Here is a 20,184-nt window from a genome sequence, read left to right on the forward strand (position 1 = left end):
CTCGCTATTTTCAGACACCTTCGCGCAAACCCCCGCCGTTGCTGGGCTCCGACCTGTTTTCAAAAGTTGGTTCGCAAATTGCTTAAGTCTCCTCAGTACATCGGTGGGCGGCAAGCGTCCGTCAGAAAGAGGATAGAGCGTGGACAAGTACCTTTATGTGGCAATGACCGGCGCCAGCCAGAATGCTCTGGCGCAGAAGGCCCATGCCAACAATCTGGCGAACATTTCCACCAATGGTTTCCAGCGCGACCTGGAGCAGGCGCGGTCGATGCCGGTGTTCGGTGACAGCTTTCCGGCGCGGGCCTTTGCCCTGACCGAGCGGCCGGCCACGGACTTCACCCCCGGCGCGATGATCGAAACCGGGCGTGACCTGGATGTGGCCGTCAACGGCGACGGCTGGATGGCCGTGCAAACGCCCGATGGCGGCGAAGCCTACGTGCGCAGCGCCAGCATGAACGTGGACGCGCTGGGCGTGCTGCGCGCCGGCAACGGCATGCCGATCATGGGCAACGGCGGCCCGATTGCCGTGCCGCCCCAGCAGAAAATCGAAGTGGGTTCGGACGGCACCATCAGCATCCGCTCCATGGGCGAAGGCCCACGGGTAATGGCGGAGGTGGACCGCATCAAGATGGTCCAGCCCGACCTCAAGAACATGACCAAGGGCTTGGACGGCACCATCCACACCATGGATGGCAGGCCGGCCCAGGCTGATGCGAACGTCAAGTTGACCTCGGGCTTCCTCCAGGCGAGCAACGTCAATGCCGTTGAGGAAATGACCGCGGTGCTGGCGCTCTCCAAGCAGTTCGAGCTGCACATCAAAATGATGAACAGCGCTAAAGAAGGCGACCAGGCCATGACACGTGTCATGCAGATGAACTAATCGCCCTGGTCGGCTTTTAAACAAACAACGCAGCACCGCGCCAACAAACAGGCGCACAGAGGAGAACAGCATGCTTCCGGCTCTATGGGTTGCCAAAACAGGTCTGTCCGCCCAGGACACCAACCTGACCACCATTTCCAACAACTTGGCCAACGTGTCGACCACGGGCTTCAAACGTGACCGTGCCGAGTTCCAGGACTTGCTCTATCAGATCAAGAAACAGCCAGGCGCCCAGTCGACCCAGGACAGCCAGCTGCCGTCGGGCCTGCAACTGGGTACCGGTGTGCAGATCGTCGGCACCCAGAAGAATTTCAGCGCCGGTAACCTGCAGCAGACTGGCCAGCCGCTGGACATGGCGATCAACGGCCGTGGTTTCTTCCAGATCCTGCAACCGGATGGGACCACGTCCTATACCCGTGACGGCACCTTCCACCTGGACTCCAACGGCCAGATCGTGACATCCAACGGTTTCGCCCTGCAGCCTGCCGTTGTGGTTCCGGCGGACGCCAAGACCTTCACCGTCGGCAACGACGGCACCGTGTCCATCACCGTGGCCGGTAACCCCGCGTCGCAAGTGATCGGCAACCTGCAAACCGCCGACTTCATCAACCCGGCCGGCCTGCAGGCCATGGGCAACAACCTGTTCCTCGAAACCGCCTCCAGCGGCGCGCCGCAAATCGGCACCCCGGGCTTGAACGGTTTCGGCACCACGCTGCAGAGCACCCTGGAAACGTCCAACGTCAGCACGGTTGAGGAGATGGTCAACATGATCACCACCCAGCGTGCCTACGAGATGAACTCCAAGGTGATCTCCACCGCCGACAAGATGCTTTCGTTCGTCACGCAGAATTTGTAATCAGTCTATGGGGCGCCCTTCAAGCGCCTGTAACACCGTGAGGTTAGGGTCATGAATCGCTTTGTTTCTGTTCTGGCATTGAGTGGGATCGCCGTGCTTGCGGGCTGTGTCGCCCCGTCGCCGAAACCCAATGACCCGTACTACGCGCCGGTGTTGCCGCGCACACCGTTGCCGGCGGCGGCCAACAATGGCTCGATCTACCAGGCCGGTTTCGAGCAGAACCTGTACAGCGACCGCAAGGCGTTCCGGGTCGGGGACATCATCACCATCACCCTGAACGAGCGCACCCAGGCCAGCAAGAATGCCAACTCGCAGATCGGCAAGACCAGCAAAGCCAAACTGGGCCTGACATCGTTGTTCGGCGGCGTGCCCAACACCAATAACCCGTTGGGCAGTGGCGACCTGAGCCTCGACGCCGGTTACAGCGGCGACCGTGCCACCAACGGCAAGAGTGCGGCGGCCCAGGGCAACACCCTGACCGGTTCGATCACCGTGACCGTGGCCGACGTGTTGCCCAACGGCATCATTGCCATACGCGGTGAAAAATGGATGACCCTCAACACCGGCGACGAACTGGTGCGCATTGCCGGCATGGTCCGCGCCGATGACATTGCCACCGACAACACCGTGCCGTCGACGCGGATTGCCGATGCGCGCATTACCTACTCGGGTACGGGTTCGTTTGCCGATGCAAGCCAGCCGGGCTGGTTCGACCGTTTCTTCCTTAGCCCGTTGTTCCCTTTCTAGGTGGCCATTTTGAACGTCAAGCAACTGATGGCGGCGGTAGTGTTGCTGTCCCTGAGCGCCGTCGCCCAGGCCGAACGCCTGAAAGACATCGCCAGCATTTCCGGCGTGCGCTCCAACCAGTTGATCGGCTACGGGTTGGTGGTCGGCCTCAGCGGTACGGGTGACCAGACCACCCAGACCCCGTTCACCCTGCAAACCTTCAACAACATGCTGTCGCAGTTCGGTATCAAGGTGCCTGCGGGTTCGGGCAACGTGCAGCTGAAAAACGTCGCGGCGGTGTCGATCAGTGCCGATTTGCCGGCGTTCGCCAAGCCGGGCCAGGTGGTGGACATCACGGTTGCGTCCATCGGTAACTCCAAAAGCCTGCGGGGCGGCACCTTGCTGATGACCCCGCTCAAAGGGATCGACGGCAACGTCTACGCCATCGCCCAGGGCAACCTGGTGGTGGGCGGGTTCGACGCCGAAGGCCGCGACGGTTCGAAGATCACCGTCAACGTGCCGTCGGCCGGTCGCATTCCCGGTGGTGCCAGTGTTGAACGCACCGTGCCGAGCGGCTTCAATCAGGGCAACAGCCTGACCCTGAACCTCAACCGTTCCGACTTCACCACCGCCAAGCGTGTGGTCGACAAGATCAACGACATGCTTGGCCCTGGCGTGGCCCAGGCCATCGACGGCGGCTCGATCCGCGTCACCGCGCCGCTGGACCCAAGCCAGCGCGTCGACTACCTGTCGATCCTGGAAAACCTTGAGGTCGACCCGGGCCAGGCCATCGCCAAAGTCATCATCAATTCGCGCACCGGCACCATCGTGATCGGGCAGAACGTCAAGGTCTCGCCGGCGGCGGTGACCCACGGCAGCCTGACCGTGACCATTACCGAAGACCCGATCGTCAGCCAGCCTGGGCCCTTGTCCAACGGCCAGACTGCCGTGGTCCCGCGATCGCGGGTCAATGCACAGCAGGAAGCCAAGCCAATGTTCAAGTTCGGCCCCGGTACCACCCTGGATGAGATTGTCCGCGCGGTGAACCAGGTGGGCGCGGCCCCCGGCGACTTGATGGCGATCCTCGAAGCCCTGAAACAGGCCGGCGCCCTGCAAGCCGACCTGATTGTGATCTGAGGCCATGGTCATGGATATGCGCAAGAGCGGTCTTATCAGTTCGGCAGACTCGGGGGCTTACTCCGACCTGAACCGGCTGAACCAGCTCAAGGTCGGCGACGGCAAAAACAGCGAAGGCAACATGCGCAAGGTTGCGCAGGAGTTCGAGTCGCTGTTTTTGAACGAAATGCTCAAATCCATGCGTTCGGCCACCGACGCCGTGGGCGAGGACAACCCGCTGAACACGTCAGCGGCCAAGCAGTACCAGGAAATGTATGACCAGCAATTGGCGGTGTCGATGTCCCGCGAAGGCGGAGGTATTGGCCTGGCGGACGTGCTGATGCGCCAGATGCAGAAGAACAAGCCGGTGGACGCCCAGGCGGCCACCTTGCAGGGCCCCGCCACGGCTGAAACAGTGAAGAAGGTCGATGTGCCGACTGAAATTGCCGCCGGCACCCAGGCTGAGGGGCCGTTGGGTCGCTCCAATGGACAGCGTCCGTTGTGGGCTTACCGCGTCGCCGAGCCCAAGGCCGGTGCCGTTGCGTCCCACAGCAACGACATGGAACTGATGAACCAGCGCCGTATCGCCTTGCCAAGCAAACTGACCGACCGCCTGCTGGCGGGCATCGTGCCGAGTACCCAGGTCGAGGCCAAGGTCGCGCCACTGCGCAACAGCGCCGCCGATGACAACGTGATCAACAGCAGCGCGCGCAGCGTTGCCGTACCAAGCGGGAAGATGCAGGTCTACGGCCGCGCCATTGCCCAGCCACCGCTGGCACCGGCGAAGAAGGCCTTCAGCTCGCAGGATGAATTCGTCGCCACCATGCTGCCGATGGCCAAGGCCGCCGCCGCGCGTATCGGTATCGATCCGAAGTACCTGGTGGCCCAGGCCGCCCTGGAAACCGGTTGGGGTAAATCGGTGATGCGCGCCGAAGACGGCAGCAGCAGTCACAACCTGTTCGGCATCAAGGCCGGCCAGAGCTGGCAGGGCGGCCAGGCCCGGGCGATCACCAGCGAGTTTCGCGACGGCGCGATGGTTAAGGAGACGGCGCAGTTCCGCTCCTACAGCTCCTATCAGGACAGCTTCCATGACCTCGTGACGCTGCTGCAAAGCAATGATCGGTATAAAGAAGTTGTGAAATCAGCCGACAACCCGGAACAGTTTGTACGCGAGTTGCAAAAAGCCGGTTATGCAACCGATCCGGCCTACGCCAGCAAGATTTCGCAGATCGCCAAAAACATGAACAGTTACCAGAACTACGCTGCCGCTGGCGCAACCACACATTTATAAGGTCTGAACCATGAGTTTGCTCAGTATCGGGATGTCAGGGCTCAATGCCGCTCAAGGATCGCTGTCGGTCTTGAGTAATAACATCGCCAACGCCAATACCTCGGGTTATTCGCGTCAGCAGACCACGCAGAATGCCAATGCCAATAACCCCTACGGCGGTGTGTACATCGGCAGCGGCACCACCCTGTCGGATGTGCGCCGGGTGTATAACGAGTTCCTCGATGCGGCCTACCAGAACAGCACGGCGCTGAGCAACGACGCCAAGGCGTATGCCGGCCAGGCCAGCGCCATCGATAAGACCTTGTCGGACAAGACCACCGGCATGTCCTCGGTACTCAGTGCGTTCTTCGCCGCTGTGCAGACGTCGGCGGCCACCCCCAGCGATGTGTCCGCCCGGCAAGTGCTGTTGAGCAGCGCCCAGACCCTGAGCAACCGTTTCAATTCGATTTCCAGCCAGTTGAACGAGCAGAAACAGTCGATCAACGGCCAGTTGGGCACCCTGAGCGGCCAGGTCAACCAGTTGACCTCCTCGATTGCTTCGCTGAACAAGCAGATCACCCTGGCCCAGGGCTCCAGCAGCAGCGCCCCGGCCAACCTGCTCGATGCACGCAACGAAGCGGTACGTTCGCTCAATGAACTGGTGGGCGTGACCACCAGTGAAAAAAATGGCGTGTTCAGCGTCAGCACCGGCACCGGCCAATCCCTGGTGCTGGGCGATCAGGCCAATACGATTTCGGCGGTACCCGGCAGCAGCGATCCAAGCCAGTACACCATCGCGCTCAATGCCGGCGGCGGCACGGCGATCGACCTGGGCAACGTGCTCAGCGGCGGCAGCATCGGCGGCCTGCTGCGCTATCGCACCGACGCATTGATGCCGGCCATCAATGACCTGGGGCGCATCGCCCTGGCGACTGCCGATACCGTCAACAGCCAGCTGGGCCAGGGCCTGGACCTGAACGGCGACTTCGGTTCGTCGCTGTTCAAGGACATCAACAGCGCGGCCGCCGTCGCCCAGCGCAGTCAGGGCGCGATGGGCAACAGCAGCGGCTCCGGCAACTTGAACGTGAGCATCAGCGACACCAGCAAGCTGTCGACCTACGACTACAAAGTGACCTTTACCAGCGGCAACAACTACAACGTCGTGCGTTCCGACGGCAAGGCCATGGGCGCGTTCGACACCAACACCGCGCCGCCTCCGGTGATCGACGGTTTCACGCTGGCCCTGGATGGCAAGGGGCCGATAGCGGCGGGGGACAGTTTCAAGGTCAGCCCCACCGCCAGTGGCGCGGCAAACATCGGCACCGCGCTGACCGACGCCAACAAAATCGCGTTCGCCGGGCCGTTGCTGGGCGAGGGCAGCAAGACCAATCAAGGCACCGGCAGCTTTACTCCGCCGACCCTGACCCTGCCGATCGATATTCACGGTGGCGCCGACACGGCGCAACTGCGTACCGGCATCGAACATTCGATGCCGGTGAAGATGGTGTTCGGCAAGCCTGCGGCGGACGGCACTCAGAGCTACACGCTCAGCAATGCCCAGGGCAATCCGATCGGCACTGGCACCATCGTGCCCGGCCAAAGCAACAAGATCACCGTCGACGTACCGATGCGCGATGCCAACGGTGCACTGCTGGTGCCGGCCAAGAGCTTCAAGTTCGATACCACCGTTGGCGGTTTGCCCGCCGCCGGCGACAGCACCACGTTTTCCTTCAACGCCTCGGGCAAGTCCGATAACCGCAACGCCCAGGCGCTGCTCGACCTGCAAACCAAGCCGACGCTCGGCTTGTCCGATGGCAGTGGCGGCGGCGTGAGCCTGGTGGCGGCCAACAGCCGCCTGGTCTCCAGTGTCGGCGCCAAGGCCGCCTCCGCCATCACTGACACCACCGCCACCGGTGCCTTGCTCAAGGCCAACCAGGATGCGCGCAACTCGGTGTCCCAGGTCAACCTGGATGAAGAGGCGGGCGATATGATCAAGTTCCAGCAGTACTACACCGCGTCGTCGCAGATCATCAAGGCTGCGCAAGAAACCTTCAGCACGCTGATCAATAGTCTTTAAGGGAGTCTGGGACGATGCGTATTTCCACTGCTCAATATTTCGAAACCAGCTCGGCCAAGTATTCGGATAATTATTCCAGTGTGGTGAAGGCTCAGGATCAGGCGTCCACCGGCGTGCGCGTGCAGACCGCTTCCGATGACCCGGTCGCTGCGGCGCGTTTGCTGATGCTGCAGCAGCAGAAAGACATGTTGGGCCAGTTCAACGGCAACATCACCAGCTTGAAGAACTCGCTGACCAACGAAGAAAGCGTGCTGGGTTCGATCACCGACGCGCTGCAGAAAGCCAGTGAGCTGGCCTTGCGTGCGGGCGGCTCGCTGAGCGATGCCGATCGCAAGTCGATTGCCGGGGAAATCGGCGCGATAGAGGATCAGGTGCTGGGCTTGCTCAACAGCAAGGACGCAGCGGGCAGCTATCTTTTTTCCGGGTCCAAGACGGCGACCCCACCGTATAGCCGCAACAGCGATGGTTCCTATAGTTACCAGGGCGACGAGACCCCGCTCAGCCTGCAGGTGTCGGACACGCTGAAGATCCAGGCGGGCGATACCGGCAAGAGCATCATGGGGGGGGCGGCGAATTCGGGACGCACCCAGTCTACCTGGATAGCACCTGCGATCATTCCGCCTGCGACGGCGCCGGTGCCGAACGACAATAAAGTCGCGTTGTCGGCAGGCCTGGTGACATCGGGCACTGACTACACCAAGCAATTTGCCGACGGCCAGCCTTACACGTTGACCTTCACCAGCAGCACCCAATACAAGATCTCCGACAAGAGCGGTAACGACATCACGTCGCAAATTCCGGGTAACGGCACTTTCGATTCCACCAAGGAAGGCGGCTCCAGCGTGAACCTGCGCGGCGTGAAGTTCGATATCACCCTGGACCTCAAGGATATCGCGCCGGGCCCGAACGCCGATGCTCTGGTCAAGGATCGTTCTTTCAGTCTGGCCGCCAAGCCGGACACCTTCAGTGTGTCCCGTACCCCAAGCAACCCATCCACTGCGCAGTTGACCAACGCCTCGGTGACCAATCAGGCGGCGTATGCCAGCACATTCCCGGCGAACAGCGGTGCGGTGGTCAAATTCACCTCCGGTACTGCGTACGAGGTGTATGCCCAGCCCTACACGGTTGACAGTAAAGCCATTGCCACAGGTGACACGGGCGGCGGCACCACGGTCACGGCTGCCGGGGTGACCTTTGATGTCAGCGGTACGCCCCAAAATGGGGACCAGTTCGCAGTCGCTGCAACGACACAGAAGACTCAGAATGCGTTGGATAGCCTCAGCCAGCTGCGCCATGCCCTGGAGCAACCGGCCGACGGTAATCCAGCGGCGATGGTCAAGCTCAAGGATGTACTGGACGCTTCCATCGCCAACTTTGGCAATACCCGTACACAGGTCGATAACGTACGCGGATCGATTGGTGCGCGGCAGAACGCACTGGACATTCAGACCAGCGAGAACACCAGCATCGGCCTGGCTAACACCAGCACCATGAGTGATCTGGGCAATATCGATACGGCTCAAGCCGCAATCAACCTGACCTTGCAGCAAACCATGCTGCAAGCCTCCCAGCTGGCTTTCGTGAAAATCTCGCAGTTGAGTCTCTTCAGCAAGATGTAAGTGGCGCTGCGTCAAGCGGCCCGCTCTGGAAACAGGGCGGGCCGTTGTCGTTTTTGGGGCTTAATTGTTTGGAAGTTTTGCACAAAGCGCACAAAATTGAGTGACCTGTGAGTCATAAAGCGCATCTTCACTGTATCGTGTGAAAAGGATAAGTCGTCACAGGGTCCTTGCGAGGCGGCTTTCAGCGAATTTTTTTGGGGTTATCCCCTTTTATTGTCAGCACTTCGGGCGCAGGCCCTGGGGTGTTCTCCAGCTATTTTGTATTGGGAAGCCACAATGATTGGCATTAAAAGCATCGCCAGTTACGTGCCGGCGGACGGTATCGATAACTACGCCCAGGGTGCCAAATTCGCCAAGGATGAGGAATTCATCATTGGCAAGATCGGCTCGGCGTTCCTGCCGCGCAAGGATGCCGCGCAGGAAACCTCCGATCTGTGTGTCGAAGCGGTCAACGCGTTGTTTGCCGGCAACCCGGACTTGAAGCGCGAGTCCATCGACGCGGTGATTGTCGTCACCCAGAACGGCGATGAAGAAGGGCTGCCCCACACCGCAGCCATCGTCCAGGACAAACTGGGCCTGCCGACCCACGTGGCCGCGTTCGATATCTCCCTGGGCTGCTCCGGCTATGTCTACGGCATCTATGCGATGAAGGGCTTCATGGAAGCCACCGGCCTGAAAAACGGCCTGCTGATCACTGCCGACCCGTATTCGAAAATCGTCGACCCGGAGGACCGCAACACCACCATGCTGTTCGGCGACGCCGCCACCGCCACCTGGATGGGCGAAGACCCGCAGTGGTTGCTCGGCAAATCCAAGTTCGGCACCGACGGTTCCGGCGCGCCGCACCTGAAGGTCAGTGACGGCGTGTTCTTCATGAATGGCCGCCAGGTGTTCAACTTCGCCTTGCTCAAGGTGCCGGCGCATTTGCACGAGTTGCTCGATGAGTCAGACCTCAAGGCCGATGACATCGATGCGTTCTGCATTCACCAGGGCAGTGCCGCCATTGTTGACGCGGTGGCGCGCCGTTTTGAAGATGCGCCGGTGGACAAGTTCATCAAGGACATGGTCGAGACCGGCAATACCGTATCGTCGAGCATTCCCTTGCTGCTGGAAAAACATGTGATGAATGCCGCCTGGCAGCGTGTGGCAATCAGCGGTTTTGGTGTAGGCCTGTCCTGGGGCTCGGCGATTCTGTATCGCCCATGACCCTTTGAGGGGCGCGTAAAAAAAACGTCGATGATCGAAAGATCATCGGCGTTTTTTATTTGGCGCCAGAAAAGCCAACAAAACCGGGGTTTTCAATAGCAGTAACTGCTTGAATTGCAAGGGCTGGCACAGGGCTAGTAAAAAAAATCAAAAAAAACCTCAAGCAACCGGCTACCACGACGATAACTATTACGTAGGTTCTCAGGCCACACCAGGCGGTTGCCAGGGCCGGAAGCCGCAGTATCCATCCATCGAGGATTTCGTCATGGCTTTAACAGTAAACACCAACATTGCTTCCATCACTACCCAGAACGGCCTTGCTAAAGCTGCCAGCTCGCTGCAAACCTCCATGCAGCGTCTGTCCACTGGCCTGAGCATCAACAGCGCTAAAGACAACGCCTCGGGCCTGCAGATTTCCAACCGCCTGACCAGCCAAATCAACGGCCTGGGCCAAGCTGTAAAGAACGCCAACGATGGTATCTCCATCGCGCAGACCGCTGAAGGCGCAATGCAGGCTTCGACCGACATTCTGCAAAAAATGCGTACCCTGGCGCTGTCCTCGGCTACCGGCTCCCTGAGCGACGCTGACCGTACTTCCAACCAGGAAGAATACCAGGCGCTGACTTCGGAACTGACCCGTATCTCGGAAACCACCACTTTCGGTGGCCAGAAGCTGCTCGACGGTTCGTACGGCACCAAAGCCATCCAGGTAGGCGCCAACGCCAACGAAACCATCAACCTGTCCCTGGACAACGTTGCTGCCAACAACATCGGTTCGCAGCAGATCAAGAGCGTCGGCGTTGCACCGAGCACCTCAGGTGTTGCCGGTGGCGTGATCGGCCTGACCGGTAATGGCCAGACCGCCAGTGTCACTGTTCTTCAAGGCGCATCGGCCAAAACCATCGCCAGCCAACTGAACGGCGCTGTAGGTGGCCTGAGCGCTACGGCCAGCACTGAAGCTCAATTCACCGTCGGTGCTGCCGCCAAGACCACGCCTGCTACCTTCACCATGACTGTTGGCGGCCAAGCCACCACCTTCACCGGTGTAACCGATACCGCCAGCCTGGCTGACCAACTGAAATCCAACTCCGCCAAGCTGGGCATCAGCGTCAACTACGACCAATCCAAGGGCACCCTGTCGGTCAAGTCCGATTCCGGTGAGAACCTGAACTTCAGTGCCTCCACTGCCGCCGGTTCGATCACTGTTGCCACCAAAGACGGTGCTGGTGCCTACGGTACCGCCGTCGCGCTGGCCGACGGCCTGATCGCTACCGGTGCAGTGAACCTGGACTCGTCCAAAGGCTACGCGATGAACGGTGCCGGTGTAACCGGTCTGTTCGCCGCAACAGGTACTGCCGCAGCTTCCACCAAGACCACGGTTGCACAGACCGACGTCAGCAGCGCTTTCAACGCACAAGCGGCCATCGCGGTACTGGACAAGGCTATCGGCGGCATCGACAGCACACGTTCGGGCCTGGGTGCTGTTCAGAACCGTCTGACTACTACTGTGGACAACCTGACCAACATTCAGAAAAACTCCACCGCTGCACGTTCTACCGTTCAAGACACCGACTTCGCTGCTGAAACAGCTCAGTTGACCAAGCAACAAACCCTGCAGTCGGCTGCTACCGCGATTCTGTCGCAGGCCAACCAACTGCCATCCGCTGTACTGAAGCTGCTTCAGTAATAGCGTCGCTTGGTAATTGACGGAAGGGCGCGTTTACGTGCCCTTTCGTCTTTTTCGGTTTGTAGAGGAGATTGGACATGGACATGAGTGTAAAGCTGGCCTCGTCTTATCCACCGGTAGCCCCTCAAGGCTCGGCCCCTGCGGTGGTTGCGGACAAAGACAACGCCAAGGTCGAGGCAATCGCGCCGGCCGCGCCGGTCGCCGGTGAGCCGAAACGGGCTGACCTGGAAAAGGCAGTCACCGATATTCGAGAATTCGTACAAGCGGCCCAGCGCAAACTGGATTTTTCCATTGATGATTCCACCCATCGGGTCGTGGTCAAGGTCATCGCCACTGAAAGTGGCGAGGTGATCCGCCAGATTCCGTCGGAAACGGCCTTGAAGCTTGCACAGAGCCTGGCTACCGCCAGTCATGTGCTGTTCGATGAAAAGGTCTGAACTGGCATGAAACTTGTTGCGTTGCTTTCTTGAAGTGCGGTTCGTCAAGAAAACGCCAACAGCCGTATTAGGAGAAAGACGATGGCGAGTACAACGGTAAACGGTGTGGGTTCGGGTATCGACATCCAGGGCATCGTCAAAGCCCTGGTCGACGCCGATCGGGCGCCGAAGCAGACCCAGATCAACACCCAGTCACAGAAAGCGACTACCCAGTTGTCGTCGATCGGCAAGATCCAGTCGGCATTGAGCGCCTTCCGTGGCGCCATCAAGAGCATGACCGACGACAATAGCTTCAGTGGTCTGACCGGCACTTCGTCAAATGAAAAGGTCGCGACCATGACCACCGCTCAGGGCGCTGCCAACGGCAGTTTCAACCTGGTGGTCAATAAACTCGCCCAGCCTTCCAAACTGTCCACGGCCACCCTGGCCGGCGGCGCTTCGACAGTGGTCAACAAGGGCACTGCCGCCACCACCCTGACCATCTCCCAGTCGGGCAAGAAGTTCGACCTGAGCGTGCCGCCGGGCGCAACCCTGCAACAGGTACGTGACTCGATCAACACCCAGTTCGGCACCGTCGGGCTCAGTGCCAACATCGTCACCGACTCCACCGGTTCGCGCATGGTGTTGACATCCACCACGGGCGGCGTCGGCTCGGACCTGACATTGTCGGGCAACTCGGGTATCGATACCGGCTACAACGTGATCGATACGCCGCAGAACGCCGAGTACACCATCGATAACGTGGCGTATACGTCCAAGACCAACAACATCTCGGACGCGGTGAGTGGGGTCAGCATCAAGCTGCTGTCGGTTTCACCGCCCGTGGATACCAAGGACCCGAACGGGCCGAAGGTCACCACGACGATTTCGGTGACTACCAGCACCGCCGCCCTCAAGTCCGGGGTCAAAGGCTTTGTCGACAGCTATAACGCGTTGCTCAAGGCGATGAATGCCGAAACCAAGGTGACCAAGGACGCGGCGGGTAACTCGGTATCGGCGACCTTGACCGGTGACGCCAACATGCGCTCGCTGCAAAGCGCCTTGCGCGCCGAGTTCAACGCGTTGTCCGGGACCGGCACCATCAAGTCCCTGGCACAATTTGGTATCGGTACCGACTCCGGTACCGGTCTGTTGACCATGGACGACAAAACCTTCGACAAGGTAGCGCTCACCAACTCCGCAGATATCAGCAGTATGTTCAGCGGCAAGACCGGGTTGCTGGCACGCATGACCAATGCCACTGAAGGTTATGCCAAGGCGACCACCGGTATCTTCGCGACGCGCACGACCGCGCTCTCCGATAACCTCAAGACCTTGAGCAAGGACCAGGCGGAACTTGACGCGCATGTGGCGGATCTGCAGGCCAGCCTGATACGTAAATATGCGGCGATGGATTCGCTGGTCGCCCAGTTACGCCAGCAAAGTAACAACATCATGGGCACGCTCAACGCGCTGAACAACCAGAAAAATAATTGATGTTGATGCATGAAAAAGCCCGGGCTGCCTGCCGGGCTTCGTTTTTTTGGGGACCATCGGGGTTAAAGTTTTCTGCGATCCCGTCGACATATTGGTTACTGAAATCCTTTTCGCTGTCGCCTGTTACGAGGTAGAACCATGAATCCCATGAGAGCCCTTCGCCAATACCAGAAGGTCAATTCCCATGCCCAGATCTCCGAAGCCAGCCCGCATCGTCTGGTGCAGATGCTCATGGAGGGCGGCCTCGACCGCATGGCACAGGCCAAGGGCGCATTGGCTCGTGGGGACATCGCTCAAAAAGGCCTGATGCTCGGTAAGGCCATCGACATCATCATCGGCCTGCGTGATGGTCTGGATGCGCAGAAGAGTGAAGATCCGGCTTACGTCCAGCAATTGGAAAGTCTGTACGCCTACATGACCAACCGTTTGATGGAGGCCAATCTGCACAACGATGCCGACATGATCGACGAAGTCGCTCGTCTGCTGATCACCGTCAAAGAAGGCTGGGATGCCATCGCTGCACCCCAAGGCGCCGCACAATAAGGCCACCGGCCTTGAGGAATACGTCATGAGCCACGCACTGCAACGCATCGATGAAACCCGTGAAGCCCTGGTTGACGCGCTCGCTGCGCGCAACTGGGACGCCATCGGCGAACTGGACCTGGGCTGTCGCAACGTGATTGATGACGTGCTCAGCCAGGCACCGGTGGACGAGGATGCGCTGCGCGAAAAGCTGGAGAGCCTGTTGGCGGTTTACCAGCAGTTGCTTGAGGTGACGACCGGCGAGCGCCAGGCGATTTTCGAAGAGATGTCGCAGATCAACCAAGCTAAAAATGCGTCAAAGGTTTACCATCTGTTCGGCTGATAGAAGCTCAGTTGGTCCGAACGGTGCGTCATATATTTGACTGTGCCAGCATTTTTGACTTAACTAGTGTTGTTTTCAGATTTCAGACGTCTAGTAAGTAATAAGTCTTACAGGCGTCTTGATTGCCCTGATTCCGGGGCAGGAAGTTTTACTAGGGAAGTTGCTATTGCATGTGGCGTGAAACCAAAATTCTGCTGATCGATGACGATAGCGTCCGCCGCCGCGATTTGGCGGTGATTTTGAATTTTCTTGGTGAAGAAAATTTGCCCTGCGGTAGCCACGATTGGCAGCAGGCTGTCAGCTCATTGTCATCGAGCCGCGAAGTCATTTGTGTGCTGATCGGGACGGTAAACGCTCCTGGCGCTGTTTTGGGCTTGTTAAAGACACTGTCAACCTGGGATGAGTTCCTTCCCGTGTTGCTGATGGGCGATATTTCTTCCGTGGACCTGCCGGAAGACCAGCGCCGCCGCGTGCTTTCCACCCTGGAAATGCCGCCCAGCTACAGCAAATTGCTCGACTCCCTTCACCGCGCCCAGGTCTATCGCGAGATGTATGACCAGGCCCGCGAGCGCGGCCGTCACCGTGAACCCAACCTGTTCCGCAGCCTGGTCGGCACCAGCCGGGCGATCCAGCACGTACGCCAGATGATGCAGCAAGTGGCCGACACCGACGCCAGTGTGTTGATCCTCGGCGAGTCGGGCACCGGCAAGGAAGTGGTCGCGCGCAACCTGCACTATCACTCCAAGCGCCGCGACGGGCCGTTCGTGCCGGTCAACTGCGGGGCGATCCCGGCAGAGCTGCTGGAAAGCGAATTGTTCGGCCACGAGAAGGGCGCCTTTACCGGGGCGATCACCAGCCGTGCCGGGCGTTTCGAGCTGGCCAACGGCGGCACGCTGTTTCTCGACGAAATCGGCGACATGCCGCTGCCGATGCAAGTCAAATTGCTGCGCGTGTTGCAGGAGCGCACCTTCGAGCGCGTGGGCAGCAACAAGACCCAGAGCGTGGACGTGCGCATCATCGCCGCCACCCACAAGAACCTCGAAAGCATGATCGAGGTCGGCAGCTTCCGCGAAGACCTGTACTACCGCCTCAACGTCTTCCCGATCGAGATGGCGCCGTTGCGTGAGCGCGTGGAAGACATCCCGTTGCTGATGAACGAATTGATTTCACGCATGGAGCACGAAAAACGCGGCTCGATCCGTTTCAACTCCGCCGCCATCATGTCGCTGTGCCGTCACGGTTGGCCGGGCAACGTGCGCGAGCTGGCCAACCTGGTGGAGCGCATGGCGATCATGCACCCCTACGGTGTGATCGGCGTGGTCGAGCTGCCGAAGAAATTCCGCTACGTCGACGATGAAGACGAGCAGATGGTCGACAGCCTGCGCAGCGACATGGAAGAGCGCGTGGCGATCAACGGCCATACGCCGGACTTCGGCGCCACGGCCATGTTGCCGCCCGAAGGCCTCGACCTGAAAGACTACCTCGGCAACCTGGAGCAAGGCCTGATCCAACAGGCCCTGGACGACGCCAATGGCATCGTCGCCCGTGCCGCCGAGCGCCTGCGCATTCGCCGCACCACCCTGGTGGAGAAGATGCGCAAGTACGGTATGAGCCGCAAAGAAGGTGATGAACAGGCGGATGATTGACGCGTGTTTTTCAGCGTCTTGATTTATAAGTAGTTTTTTTTCGGCACGGGTATTGCTACAGCCCTCGCAACGTTCCGTTTAACTGACGGTCAGCCAAGCGAGAGAGCACCATGCCCCACGCCGCCCAACTATCTGCAGCCCCTGCCATTCCGGGGCTGGTTTCGCCTGTAGAACCGCCGATCCGCCAGGGTCTGGAGCAGGCGTTCTCGCAGTTCAACCAGATGTCGAGCCAGCTGACCGATTCCTACAGTCTGCTTGAAGCCCGGGTGTCCGAGCTCAAAGGCGAACTGGCGGTGGTCAGTGCCCAGCGCATGCAGGAATTGGCCGAGAAAGAACGCCTGGCCAACCGTCTGCAGAACCTGCTCTCGCTGTTACCCGGTGGCGTGATCGTCATCGACGACCAGGGCCGTGTGCGCGAAGCCAACCCGGCCGCCTGCGACCTGCTCGGCCTGCCGCTGGAGGGCGAGCTGTGGCGCCACGTCATCACCCGTTGCTTCGCGCCGCGTGACGATGACGGCCACGAAGTGTCCCTTAAGGATGGGCGGCGCCTGTCCATCGCCACCCGTTCACTGGATGCCGAGCCGGGCCAATTGGTGCTGCTCAACGACCTGACGGAAACCCGTCACCTGCAGGATCAACTGGCGCGCCATGAGCGCTTGTCGTCGTTGGGGCGGATGGTCGCTTCCCTGGCGCATCAGATCCGTACGCCGCTGTCGGCGGCATTGATCTACGCCAGTCATTTGACTGATGAGCAACTGCCCGCAGCCACCCACCAGCGTTTTGCCGGACGCCTCAAGGAGCGCCTGCACGAGCTGGAGCATCAGGTCCGCGACATGCTGGTGTTTGCCCGTGGCGAACTGCCGCTGACCGACCGCGTGACCCCGGCCGCGTTGATGCAAGCCCTGCAAGCGGCGGCAGCCACGCATACCGAGGGCGCCAGCCTGCGCTGGCAATGCGACAGCCACCAGGGTGAGGTGCTGTGCAATCGCGACACCCTGGTCGGCGCGCTGCTCAACCTGATCGAAAACGCCACCCAGGCCAGCGGCCCGGGGGCGCGCCTCAAGGTGCACCTGTACCGCCGCGAGCAAACCCTGCGCCTGTGCATCAGCGACAGCGGCAGTGGTATTGCGCCGGCCGTGCTGCAGCGCCTGGGCGAGCCCTTTTTCACCACCAAGACCAACGGCACCGGCCTGGGCCTGACCGTGGTCAAGGCAGTGGCACGTGCGCATCAGGGAGAATTGCAGCTGCGTTCCCGGTTGGGGCGCGGCACCTGTGCATTGATGACCTTGCCGCTGTTTTCCAGCGCGGCAAGCGCGGAGTAAAAGGATCATGACTATCAAGGTTTTACTGGTTGAAGACGATCGCGCCCTGCGTGAAGCATTGGCTGACACGCTGCTGTTGGCGGGCCATGACTACCGCGCGGTCGGCTCTGCCGAGGAAGCCTTGGAGGCCGTGGAGCGAGAAACTTTCAGCCTGGTGGTCAGCGATGTGAACATGCCCGGCATGGACGGCCATCAGTTGCTCGGCCTGCTGCGCGCGCGTCAGCCGCAATTGCCGGTGCTGCTGATGACCGCCCATGGCGCCGTGGAGCGGGCCGTGGACGCCATGCGCCAGGGCGCGGCGGATTATCTGGTCAAGCCGTTCGAACCCAAGGCGTTGATCGAACTGGTGGCGCGGCATGCGCTTGGCGTCATGTCGACGGTGGAGGGTGATGGCCCGATTGCCTTCGAGCCGGCCAGCGCGCAGTTGCTGGAACTGGCGGCCCGGGTGGCGCGCAGCGAGTCCACCGTATTGATCTCGGGGGAGTCCGGCACCGGCAAGGAAGTGTTGGCGCGTTATATCCACCAGCAATCCAGTCGGGCCGGGCAGCCCTTCATTGCGATCAACTGTGCGGCGATTCCGGACAACATGCTTGAAGCCACCCTGTTCGGCCACGAAAAGGGCTCGTTCACCGGCGCCATCGCGGCCCAGGCCGGCAAGTTCGAACAGGCCGACGGCGGCACCATTTTGCTCGACGAAATCTCGGAAATGCCCCTGGGCCTGCAAGCCAAGTTGCTGCGCGTGTTGCAGGAGCGCGAAGTGGAGCGGGTGGGCGCGCGCAAGCCGATCCAGTTGGATATCCGCGTGGTCGCCACCACCAACCGCGACCTGGCGGGCGAAGTGGCGGCGGGGCGCTTTCGCGAAGACCTGTTTTACCGTCTGTCGGTGTTCCCGCTGGCCTGGCGGCCGTTGCGCGAACGCCCGGCCGATATCATTCCTCTGGCCGAGCGCCTGCTGAACAACCACGTCAAAAAAATGAAGCACGCCCAGGCGCGGCTGTCAGCTGAGGCTGAGGCTTGCCTGGTTGCTTATCCATGGCCGGGTAATGTGCGTGAGCTGGACAACGCGATCCAGCGTGCGCTGATCCTCCAGCAGGGGGGCTTGATCCAGCCCCAGGACTTCTGCCTGGCCATGGGCAGTGGCGTGGCGCCGTTGCCGAGCCTTGCGCCGGCACCGCTCGTCGCCGAAACCGAATCGGCCGGCGCCCTGGGCGATGACCTGCGCCGCCGCGAATTCCAGATGATCATCGACACCCTGCGCGCCGAGCGCGGCCGCCGCAAGGAAGCCGCCGAGCGCCTCGGCATCAGCCCGCGCACCCTGCGCTACAAGCTGGCGCAGATGCGCGACGCCGGGATGGACGTGGAAGCATACCTGTTCGCCACCTGACTTCGCGCCAATGCCGTTTTTTGTAGGAGCGAGCTTGCTCGCGAAAAACGTCAACGATAACGCGTGCTTCCTGGATGTACGCGGCGTCCATGAGTGCTTCGCGAGCAAGAACCAGGCGTCCCCCTCGCTCCTACAAAAAAAACGTGCAGTAACAAGGTCGACAAGCTTTGTCGCCTTTTCTTACGAGTCGCAACGAAGCTGGCACCCTTGTTGCACCTCCCCTGATAACCGCTGCGTAGTGTCAAAAAATTGCGGGTCGTCGGAGAGAGAAGTTCATGAGCCAGGGTATTGAGTTCAATCGGTTGATGTTGGATATGCGCTCCATGCAAATGGATGCCATGGCTCAACCGAAATCCGTCGCGCCAGCGCCGGAATTGGGCCAAAGCAGTTTTGCCGACATGCTCGGTCAGGCAATCAATAAAGTCAGTGATACCCAGCAGGCGTCCAGCCAGTTGTCGACGGCGTTCGAGATCGGTAAAAGCGGCGTGGACCTCACTGATGTGATGGTCGCCTCGCAAAAGGCCAGTGTGTCCTTCCAGGCCTTGACCCAAGTGCGTAACAAGCTGGTCCAGGCTTATCAAGACATCATGCAGATGCCGGTTTAAGGGCGAGATTTAACTCATGGCAGAAGCAATCGACAACGTACCCGCCAAGACAGACGGCAAACCGCCGCTGTTTGGCCTGTCGTTCCTGGAAAATCTCTCCGAAATGACCATGTTGCGTCAGGTGGGCCTGTTGGTCGGCCTGGCTGCCAGCGTGGCGATTGGTTTTGCCGTGGTGTTGTGGTCGCAGCAACCTGATTACCGGCCGCTGTACGGCAGCCTGGCGGGCATGGATTCCAAGCAGATCATGGAAACCCTCGCCGCCGCCGACATCGCCTACACCGTTGAGCCCAACTCCGGCGCCCTGCTGGTCAAGGCCGATGACGTGGCACGTGCGCGGATGAAACTGGCCGCCGCCGGCGTGACGCCGTCCGACAGCAATATCGGTTTTGAAATCCTCGACAAGGACCAGGGCCTGGGGACCAGCCAGTTCATGGAAGCCACCCGCTACCGTCGCGGCCTGGAAGGTGAACTGGCGCGCACCATCTCCAGCCTGAATAACGTCAAGGGTGCCCGTGTGCACCTGGCGATTCCGAAAAGCTCGGTGTTCGTGCGTGACGAGCGCAAGCCCAGCGCCTCGGTGTTGGTGGAACTGTTTTCCGGCCGTTCCCTGGAGCCCGGCCAGGTGCTGGCAATTATCAACCTGGTGGCCACCAGCGTTCCCGAACTGAGCAAGTCGCAGATCACGGTGGTCGACCAGAAGGGCAACCTGCTCTCCGACATGGCCGAAAACTCCGCGCTGACCCAGGCCGGCAAGCAGTTCGATTACAGCCGCCGCATGGAAAGCATGCTGACCCAGCGCGTGCACAACATCCTGCAACCGGTATTGGGCAACGACCGCTACAAGGCTGAAGTGTCCGCCGACGTGGATTTCAGCGCCGTAGAGTCGACATCCGAGCAATTCAACCCGGACCAGCCCGCCCTGCGCAGCGAGCAGTCCACCAGCGAACAACGCACCGCCAGCAATGGTCCGCAAGGCGTGCCGGGTGCCCTGAGCAACCAGCCGCCGTCCCCG

Annotated in this window: 18 protein-coding genes; all 18 read left to right on the plus strand. The window is 60.5% G+C overall.

Annotated features, from left to right (window positions below; genetic code table 11):
* The first annotated feature begins 139 nt into the window (after positions 1–139).
* A complete protein-coding gene (locus BFP90_RS02885) occupies positions 140–880 on the plus strand; it encodes a flagellar basal body rod protein FlgF (RefSeq protein WP_065895912.1) in 741 nt (246 codons plus the stop codon).
* Between the two features lie 70 nt (positions 881–950).
* Positions 951–1,736: a flagellar basal-body rod protein FlgG gene (flgG, locus tag BFP90_RS02890; protein WP_065884532.1), complete on the plus strand. Its 786-nt coding sequence runs from the start codon at positions 951–953 to the stop codon at positions 1,734–1,736.
* A gap of 51 nt (positions 1,737–1,787) precedes the next feature.
* Positions 1,788–2,483 (plus strand): flagellar basal body L-ring protein FlgH, encoded by a 696-nt coding sequence (gene flgH / locus BFP90_RS02895; protein WP_065884533.1) that lies wholly within the window; start codon positions 1,788–1,790, stop codon positions 2,481–2,483.
* A gap of 27 nt (positions 2,484–2,510) precedes the next feature.
* The gene (locus BFP90_RS02900; protein ID WP_163001578.1) at positions 2,511–3,599 is read left to right on the plus strand and encodes a flagellar basal body P-ring protein FlgI; all 1,089 of its coding nucleotides are present in this window, start codon (positions 2,511–2,513) and stop codon (positions 3,597–3,599) included.
* A 4-nt stretch (positions 3,600–3,603) separates the two neighbouring features.
* Entirely contained in the window at positions 3,604–4,869 is a 1,266-nt protein-coding gene (gene flgJ, locus BFP90_RS02905) for a flagellar assembly peptidoglycan hydrolase FlgJ (protein ID WP_065884534.1), read from the plus strand.
* 10 nt (positions 4,870–4,879) lie between these two features.
* Positions 4,880–6,925: a flagellar hook-associated protein FlgK gene (gene flgK, locus BFP90_RS02910; RefSeq protein WP_065893772.1), complete on the plus strand. Its 2,046-nt coding sequence runs from the start codon at positions 4,880–4,882 to the stop codon at positions 6,923–6,925.
* Between the two features lie 14 nt (positions 6,926–6,939).
* Positions 6,940–8,544 carry a flagellar hook-associated protein 3 gene (locus BFP90_RS02915; RefSeq protein ID WP_065895913.1) on the plus strand — a complete coding sequence of 535 codons (1,605 nt, stop codon included), beginning with the start codon at positions 6,940–6,942 and terminating at the stop codon, positions 8,542–8,544.
* Positions 8,545–8,820: 276 nt separating this feature from the next.
* A complete protein-coding gene (locus tag BFP90_RS02920) occupies positions 8,821–9,750 on the plus strand; it encodes a ketoacyl-ACP synthase III (RefSeq protein ID WP_065884537.1) in 930 nt (309 codons plus the stop codon).
* Positions 9,751–10,015: 265 nt separating this feature from the next.
* The gene (locus BFP90_RS02925) at positions 10,016–11,437 is read left to right on the plus strand and encodes a flagellin N-terminal helical domain-containing protein (RefSeq protein WP_065893770.1); all 1,422 of its coding nucleotides are present in this window, start codon (positions 10,016–10,018) and stop codon (positions 11,435–11,437) included.
* A gap of 77 nt (positions 11,438–11,514) precedes the next feature.
* Complete coding sequence (locus tag BFP90_RS02930; RefSeq protein ID WP_065893769.1) at positions 11,515–11,874, plus strand: flagellar protein FlaG; 360 nt, start codon at positions 11,515–11,517, stop codon at positions 11,872–11,874.
* A gap of 81 nt (positions 11,875–11,955) precedes the next feature.
* Positions 11,956–13,350, plus strand: a complete 1,395-nt coding sequence (fliD, locus tag BFP90_RS02935; RefSeq protein ID WP_065893768.1) for a flagellar filament capping protein FliD — start codon at positions 11,956–11,958, stop codon at positions 13,348–13,350.
* Positions 13,351–13,488: 138 nt separating this feature from the next.
* On the plus strand, positions 13,489–13,893 hold the full coding sequence (gene fliS, locus BFP90_RS02940; protein ID WP_065884541.1) for a flagellar export chaperone FliS: 405 nt from the start codon (positions 13,489–13,491) through the stop codon (positions 13,891–13,893).
* 25 nt (positions 13,894–13,918) lie between these two features.
* Positions 13,919–14,215, plus strand: a complete 297-nt coding sequence (locus tag BFP90_RS02945) for a flagellar protein FliT (RefSeq protein WP_065884542.1) — start codon at positions 13,919–13,921, stop codon at positions 14,213–14,215.
* A gap of 170 nt (positions 14,216–14,385) precedes the next feature.
* Positions 14,386–15,861, plus strand: coding sequence for a sigma-54 dependent transcriptional regulator (locus tag BFP90_RS02950; RefSeq protein ID WP_065884543.1), 1,476 nt, complete (start codon positions 14,386–14,388; stop codon positions 15,859–15,861).
* A 110-nt stretch (positions 15,862–15,971) separates the two neighbouring features.
* Positions 15,972–17,183, plus strand: a complete 1,212-nt coding sequence (locus BFP90_RS02955; protein ID WP_065895914.1) for a sensor histidine kinase — start codon at positions 15,972–15,974, stop codon at positions 17,181–17,183.
* Between the two features lie 7 nt (positions 17,184–17,190).
* Positions 17,191–18,567, plus strand: a complete 1,377-nt coding sequence (locus tag BFP90_RS02960) for a sigma-54-dependent transcriptional regulator (RefSeq protein ID WP_065893766.1) — start codon at positions 17,191–17,193, stop codon at positions 18,565–18,567.
* A 275-nt stretch (positions 18,568–18,842) separates the two neighbouring features.
* Positions 18,843–19,172, plus strand: coding sequence for a flagellar hook-basal body complex protein FliE (fliE, locus tag BFP90_RS02965; protein ID WP_065884546.1), 330 nt, complete (start codon positions 18,843–18,845; stop codon positions 19,170–19,172).
* A 16-nt stretch (positions 19,173–19,188) separates the two neighbouring features.
* The coding region (fliF, locus tag BFP90_RS02970; RefSeq protein ID WP_065895915.1) for a flagellar basal-body MS-ring/collar protein FliF at positions 19,189–20,184 on the plus strand (996 nt) is incomplete at its 3' end.

The sequence above is a fragment of the Pseudomonas sp. 24 E 13 genome (assembly GCF_900004715.1).
GTDB lineage: Bacteria > Pseudomonadota > Gammaproteobacteria > Pseudomonadales > Pseudomonadaceae > Aquipseudomonas > Aquipseudomonas orientalis_A.